Source organism: Streptomyces sp. NPDC015144 (assembly GCF_043079735.1).
Lineage (GTDB): Bacteria > Actinomycetota > Actinomycetes > Streptomycetales > Streptomycetaceae > Streptomyces.
The window spans coordinates 22072-28310 of the sequence record NZ_JBIBUU010000005.1 but is presented as its reverse complement, the minus strand read 5'-3'; the positions used below and the strand labels follow the sequence as shown (position 1 = coordinate 28310).

Genomic DNA, 6239 nt, shown 5'->3' with positions numbered 1-6239 from the left:
GAACTTTGGCCAGGGGGTGTGTGGGGGGGTACCCGGTCCCAGGATCGGGCCCCCGGGGGGGGCGGGGGCGCCCCCGCCCCCCCCCCCCCGACTGCTCAGTACTGCGGGTGCTGCGTTCAGTCCTTACCGGACTTCAGAGCCTCCATCGCGCGCTCGGTCACATCGGTGACCTTGCCGAGCGCGGAGATGGTGACCACCAGGTTCTGGGCCCGGTAGTAGTCGATGATCGGCTCGGTCTGCGTGTGGTAGACCTCCAGCCGGGTACGGACGGTCTCCTCGCTGTCGTCGTCCCGCTGGTACAGGTCGCCGCCGCAGACGTCGCAGACGCCCTCGGCCTTCGGCGGGTTGTACGTCACGTGGAAGACGTGCGAGCCGTCGTTCCGGCAGATGCGGCGGCCGGCGATGCGCTTGACCACCTCGTCCTCGGGGACCTCCAGGTCCAGGACCGCGTCGAGCCGGGTGCCCTCGTCCTTGAGCATGGCGTCGAGAGCCTCGGCCTGCCCCACGTTGCGCGGGAAGCCGTCCAGCAGGAAGCCGTTCTCGGCGTCCGGCTGGGACATGCGGTCCTTGGCCATCCCGATGGTGACCTCGTCCGGGACCAACTGACCGGCGTCCATGTAGGCGCGGGCCTGCTTGCCAAGGTCGGTGCCCTGGCTGATGTTGGCGCGGAAGAGATCGCCCGTGGAGATCTGGGGAATCGACAGGTTCTTGGCAAGGTACGCAGCCTGCGTTCCCTTGCCGGCACCGGGCGGCCCGACGAGGACGATTCGCATCAGCGGAGGAACCCTTCGTAATTGCGCTGCTGGAGCTGACTCTCGATCTGCTTCACGGTCTCCAGACCCACACCCACGATGATGAGGATGCTCGTCCCGCCGAACGGGAAGTTCTGGTTGGCTCCACCGAAGCTTGCCAACGCCATCGTCGGCACAAGAGCGATCAGACCCAGGTACAGCGAGCCCGGCCAGGTGATCCTGTTGAGTACGTAGCTCAGATACTCGGCAGTAGGTCGACCAGCCCGGATACCCGGGATGAACCCACCATACTTCTTCATGTTGTCGGCGACTTCCTCGGGGTTGAACGAAATCGCCACGTAGAAGAAGGCGAAGAAGACGATCAACAGGAAGTACGCGGTGATGTAGTAGGGGTGGTCGCCCTTGACCAGGTTGTCCTTGATCCAGGTGGCCCAACCCGCGGTGGAGTTGGAGAACTGGACGATCAGGGCGGGGATGTAGAGCAGCGAAGAAGCGAAGATGACGGGGATCACGCCCGCCTGGTTGACCTTCAGCGGAATGTACGTGGACGTACCGCCGTACGACCTGCGCCCGATCATCCGCTTCGCGTACTGCACCGGGATCCGGCGCTGGGCCTGCTCGACGAAGACGACGAGGCCGACCATCACGAAGCCGATGAGGATGACGGTGCCGAACTCGATCCACCCGTCGGCCAGCTTGCCGCTGGTCTTGATCATCCAGAGCGAGCCCGGGAAGCTGGCGGCGATCGAGATGAACATCAGGATCGACATGCCGTTGCCGATGCCGCGGTCGGTGATGAGCTCACCGAGCCACATGACGGCGGCGGTACCGGCGGTCATCGTGATGACCATGACGATGGTCGTGAAGATCGACTGGTTGGGAACGATCTCCTTGGCGACCGGGCAGCCGCTGAAGAGCGCGCCGCTGGTGGCGGTGGCCACCAGGCCGGTGCCCTGGAGGATGGCGAGCGCGACGGTCAGATAACGCGTGTACTGCGTGATCTTGGCCTGGCCGGACTGGCCCTCCTTCTTGAGCGCCTCCAGTCGCGGAATGACCACGGTCAGCAGCTGAAGGATGATGCTGGCCGTGATGTACGGCATGATGCCGAGCGCGAAGATCGTGATCTGCAGCAGTGCACCACCGCTGAACATGTTCACCAGACCGAAGAGGCTGTTGTTGCCCTTACTGGCCTGGTCAACACACATCTGGACGTTCTCGTAGCTCACTCCCGGTACCGGGATGTGTGCCCCGAGCCGGTAGATCACGATGATGCCGAGCGTGAAGAGCAGCTTCTTGCGCAGGTCGGGCGTCTTGAACGCCCGGGCGAACGCGGTGAGCACGGTGCCTCCTGCGACCCCCCGCGCAGAGCGTAGAGGTGACGGTCTTGAGGATCGACGAATACGTAAACAGTCAAAGTCCCCGGGCAGTAGCCCGGGGGTTACCACACAACGACGCACGCCACCTTACCGGCGACCATGCCCCCCTAGGAACGACCAACCGGGGATGCCCCAAATGAGAGGCATCCCCGGTCGGGTAGTTCAGGCCATCGAGTTGTCTCAGACGAGCTCGGTGACGGTGCCGCCGGCGGCGGCGATCTTCTCCTTGGCGGAGCCGGAGACGGCGTCAACCGAAACCTGCAGCGCCACGGAGATCTCGCCCTGTCCGAGGACCTTGACGAGGTGGTTGTTGCGCACGGCACCCTTGGCGACCAGGTCGGCCACGGTGACCTCGCCACCCTCGGGGTAGAGGGTCGCGAGCTTGTCCAGGTTCACGACCTGGTACTCGGTGCGGAACGGGTTCTTGAAGCCCTTGAGCTTCGGGAGACGCATGTGGAGGGGCATCTGCCCACCCTCGAAGCGCTCCGGAACCTGGTAACGGGCCTTGGTGCCCTTGGTACCACGACCGGCGGTCTTACCCTTGGACGCCTCACCACGACCCACACGGGTCTTGGCGGTCTTGGCGCCCGGGGCAGGCCGGAGGTCATGGGCCTTCAGCGGCTTGTTCTCCGCCATGTCAGTCGACCTCCTCAACCGTCACGAGGTGGCGCACGGTGTGAGCCATGCCGCGGAACTCGGGACGGTCCTCCTTGACGACCACGTCGTTCAGGCGCTTCAGCCCGAGCGAACGCAGCGTGTCACGGTGGTTCTGCTTGCTGCCGATGTACGACTTCGTCTGCGTGATCTTGAGGCGAGCCATTACGCACCCGCTCCCGCACGCGCACGGAGCAGAGCCGCGGGGGCGACGTCCTCGAGCGGCAGACCGCGGCGTGCCGCGATCTCCTCGGGACGCTGCAGGCCCTTGAGGGCCTCCACGGTCGCGTGCACGATGTTGATCGCGTTGTCGGAGCCGAGCGACTTCGACAGGATGTCGTGAACGCCGGCGCACTCCAGGACGGCGCGCACCGGGCCACCGGCGATCACACCGGTACCGGGGGAAGCAGGCTTCAGCAGGACGACGCCCGCAGCCTTCTCGCCCTGGATCGGGTGCGGGATGGTGCCCTGGATACGCGGGACCTTGAAGAAGTTCTTCTTGGCCTCTTCCACGCCCTTGGCGATGGCCGCGGGAACTTCCTTGGCCTTGCCGTAGCCGACACCGACGGTGCCGTCACCGTCGCCCACCACGACCAGCGCGGTGAAGCTGAAGCGACGACCACCCTTCACAACCTTGGCGACGCGGTTGATCGCGACGACGCGCTCGACGTACGCGGTCTTCTCGGCGGCAGCTGCGCCGCCGTCACGGCCCTTCCGGTCCCGCCGCTCGCCGCCACCGGCACCGCTTCCGCGGCGCTGGGGTCCAGCCATTGGATTTACCTCTCTCTGTTACGTCCGCTGTGCGTAGGAACCGGGCTCAGAACTTCAGACCGGCTTCACGGGCGGCGTCAGCCAGAGCGGCAATCCGCCCGGCGTACTGGTTACCACCGCGGTCAAACACGACGGCCTCGACGCCGGCGGCCTTGGCACGCTCAGCGACCAGGGCGCCGACCTGCTTGGCCTGGCTGCTCTTGTCACCCTCGCCACCACGGATGGAGACGTCCAGGGTCGACGCCGACGCGAGCGTGTGGCCCGCGATGTCGTCGATGACCTGAGCGACCATGTGGCGGTTGGACCGCGTCACGACCAAGCGGGGACGCTCCGGCGAGCCGGAGACGTGCTTGCGGACACGGATGTGGCGACGCTTGCGGGCGGCGCGCTTGTAGGCGTCGCCCTTGGCGATCTTCACGCCGTATGCCATGGCTACTTACCAGCCTTTCCGACCTTGCGGCGGATGACCTCGCCGGCGTACTTGACGCCCTTCGCCTTGTACGGGTCGGGCTTCCGCAGCTTGCGGATGTTGGCCGCGACCTCGCCGACCTTCTGCTTGTCGATGCCCTCGACAGACAGCTTGGTCGGGGACTCGACCTTGAAGGTGATGCCTTCCGGCGCCTCGACGACGATCGGGTGGCTGTAGCCCAGGGCGAACTCCAGGTTGGAGCCCTTCGCCTGGACGCGGTAACCGACACCGCTGATTTCGAGCGCCTTGGTGTATCCCTTGGTCACACCGGTGATCATGTTCGCCACCAGCGTGCGGGACAGGCCGTGCAGGGCCTTGTTCTGACGCTCGTCGTTCGGGCGGGTGACGCTGATGAAGCCGTCCTCACCCTTGGTGACCTCGATCGGCGCGGCAACGGTGTGCGTGAGGGTGCCCTTGGGGCCCTTCACGGCGACCGTACGGCCATCGATGGTGACGTCCACACCGGCGGGAACCTGGATGGGGAGCTTGCCGATACGCGACATGAGCTATTCCTCCGTTCCCGACTACCAGACGTAGGCGAGGACTTCCCCACCTACGCCCTTCTTCTGAGCCTGCTGGCCGGTCAGGAGACCGTGGGACGTGGAGATGATCGCCACGCCCAGGCCGCCGAGGACCTTCGGCAGGTTGGTGGACTTTGCGTAAACACGCAGACCCGGCTTCGAGATGCGCTTGATGCCGGCGATCGAGCGCTCGCGGTTCGGGCCGAACTTCAGCTCGAGGACGAGGTTCTTGCCGACCTCGGCGTCCTCGACCTTCCAGCCGGTGATGAAGCCCTCCTGCTGGAGGATCTCCGCGATGTGCGACTTGATCTTGCTGTGCGGCATCACGACGGAGTCGTGGTACGCCGAGTTCGCGTTGCGCAGACGCGTGAGCATGTCTGCGATGGGATCAGTCATGGTCATGAATTGGCCTTCGGCCTCTCTCGCCGGGGTTTCCTGTATGCGCCATCCCTCTCCCCACTCAGAGGCGGGACGGGTGCGGTGCGGGGACCTACGGCGTAGTAAGTCGGTCATGGGCGGCAGGCGCCCAACCCCACAAGCCTACGACATGTGAGGGCGGGCTCCTGCCGACCAGATGCTTACCGAGAGCTTTCCGGTGATTCCCAACGCCCTAGGGGCGGAGGAGAATTACCAGGAGCTCTTGGTCACGCCCGGCAGCTCGCCACGGTGAGCCATCTCACGAAGGCACACGCGGCACAGGCCGAACTTGCGGTAGACGGAGTGGGGCCGGCCGCAGCGCTGGCACCGCGTGTACGCGCGGACGCCGAACTTCGGCTTGCGGGCGGCCTTAGCGATCAGAGCCTTCTTCGCCACGGTCAGTTCTCCTTGAACGGGAAGCCGAGGTGACGAAGGAGGGCACGACCCTCGTCGTCGTTGGTCGCCGTGGTGACCACGGTGATGTCCATGCCCCGGACCCGGTCGATCTTGTCCTGGTCGATCTCGTGGAACATGACCTGCTCCGTGAGACCGAAGGTGTAGTTGCCACGGCCGTCGAACTGCTTCGGCGACAGGCCACGGAAGTCACGGATACGCGGCAGCGCGAGCGACAGCGTACGGTCCAGGAACTCCCACATGCGGTCACCGCGGAGGGTGACGTGGCAGCCGATCGGCTGACCCTCGCGCAGCTTGAACTGCGCGATGGACTTGCGGGCCTTGGTCACGGCCGGCTTCTGACCGGTGATCGTGGTGAGGTCGCGCACGGCGCCGTCGATCAGCTTGGAGTCGCGGGCGGCGTCGCCCACACCCATGTTGACCACGATCTTCACGAGGCCGGGGACCTGCATGACGTTCTCGTACGAGAACTCCTCACGCAGCTTGCCGGCGATCTCCTCGCGGTACTTCGTCTTCAGACGCGGAGTGGTGGTGGTAGCCATCAGATGTCCTCACCCGTCCGCTTGGCAACGCGGATCTTGTTGCCTTCGTCGTCGAAGCGGTAACCGACGCGGGTGACGACCTTCTTGCCGTCCTTCTCCACGACGAGCTGAACGTTGCTCACGTGGATGGGGGCCTCGGTCGTCACGATGCCACCGGTCTGCGAACCGCGAGCGGTCTGACCGGCCTTGGTGTGCTTCTTGACCCGGTTGACACCCTCGACGAGGACACGGTCCTGAGCCGGGTAGGCCACGATGACCTTGCCCTGCTTGCCCTTGTCCTTACCGGTGATGACCTGAACCAGGTCGCCCTTCTTGATCTTCAT

11 protein-coding genes are annotated in these 6239 nt (G+C 65.3%); all 11 read right to left on the bottom strand.

Going from position 1 to position 6239, the window contains the following annotated elements:
* Nucleotides 1-116 precede the first annotated feature (116 nt).
* The 11 genes from ACF08W_RS10900 to rplX all read right to left on the bottom strand — a co-directional run bounded on the left by ACF08W_RS10900 (nucleotide 117) and on the right by rplX (nucleotide 6239).
* Nucleotides 117-773 carry an adenylate kinase gene (locus ACF08W_RS10900; RefSeq protein ID WP_352276150.1) on the bottom strand — a complete coding sequence of 219 codons (657 nt, stop codon included), beginning with the start codon at nucleotides 771-773 and terminating at the stop codon, nucleotides 117-119.
* Nucleotides 773-2092 carry a preprotein translocase subunit SecY gene (gene secY, locus ACF08W_RS10895; RefSeq protein ID WP_352276149.1) on the bottom strand — a complete coding sequence of 440 codons (1320 nt, stop codon included), beginning with the start codon at nucleotides 2090-2092 and terminating at the stop codon, nucleotides 773-775. Before secY ends, ACF08W_RS10900 begins: the two co-directional genes overlap by 1 nt.
* A 216-nt stretch (nucleotides 2093-2308) precedes the next feature.
* Nucleotides 2309-2764 carry a 50S ribosomal protein L15 gene (gene rplO / locus ACF08W_RS10890; protein ID WP_018550610.1) on the bottom strand — a complete coding sequence of 152 codons (456 nt, stop codon included), beginning with the start codon at nucleotides 2762-2764 and terminating at the stop codon, nucleotides 2309-2311.
* Between the two features lies 1 nt (nucleotide 2765).
* Complete coding sequence (gene rpmD, locus ACF08W_RS10885; protein ID WP_030914154.1) at nucleotides 2766-2948, bottom strand: 50S ribosomal protein L30; 183 nt, start codon at nucleotides 2946-2948, stop codon at nucleotides 2766-2768.
* Nucleotides 2948-3553: a 30S ribosomal protein S5 gene (rpsE, locus tag ACF08W_RS10880; protein WP_072485533.1), complete on the bottom strand. Its 606-nt coding sequence runs from the start codon at nucleotides 3551-3553 to the stop codon at nucleotides 2948-2950. The genes rpmD and rpsE overlap by 1 nt, the downstream gene beginning before the upstream one ends.
* 46 nt (nucleotides 3554-3599) lie before the next feature.
* Nucleotides 3600-3983: a 50S ribosomal protein L18 gene (gene rplR, locus ACF08W_RS10875; RefSeq protein WP_385208245.1), complete on the bottom strand. Its 384-nt coding sequence runs from the start codon at nucleotides 3981-3983 to the stop codon at nucleotides 3600-3602.
* 2 nt (nucleotides 3984-3985) lie between these two features.
* The gene (gene rplF, locus ACF08W_RS10870) at nucleotides 3986-4525 is read right to left on the bottom strand and encodes a 50S ribosomal protein L6 (protein ID WP_385208242.1); all 540 of its coding nucleotides are present in this window, start codon (nucleotides 4523-4525) and stop codon (nucleotides 3986-3988) included.
* Between the two features lie 21 nt (nucleotides 4526-4546).
* Entirely contained in the window at nucleotides 4547-4945 is a 399-nt protein-coding gene (gene rpsH, locus ACF08W_RS10865) for a 30S ribosomal protein S8 (RefSeq protein ID WP_005313538.1), read from the bottom strand.
* 225 nt (nucleotides 4946-5170) lie between these two features.
* The gene (locus ACF08W_RS10860) at nucleotides 5171-5356 is read right to left on the bottom strand and encodes a type Z 30S ribosomal protein S14 (protein WP_003956452.1); all 186 of its coding nucleotides are present in this window, start codon (nucleotides 5354-5356) and stop codon (nucleotides 5171-5173) included.
* Nucleotides 5357-5358: 2 nt separating this feature from the next.
* Complete coding sequence (rplE, locus tag ACF08W_RS10855; protein WP_093540759.1) at nucleotides 5359-5916, bottom strand: 50S ribosomal protein L5; 558 nt, start codon at nucleotides 5914-5916, stop codon at nucleotides 5359-5361.
* Nucleotides 5916-6239: a 50S ribosomal protein L24 gene (rplX, locus tag ACF08W_RS10850; RefSeq protein WP_073786786.1), complete on the bottom strand. Its 324-nt coding sequence runs from the start codon at nucleotides 6237-6239 to the stop codon at nucleotides 5916-5918. Before rplX ends, rplE begins: the two co-directional genes overlap by 1 nt.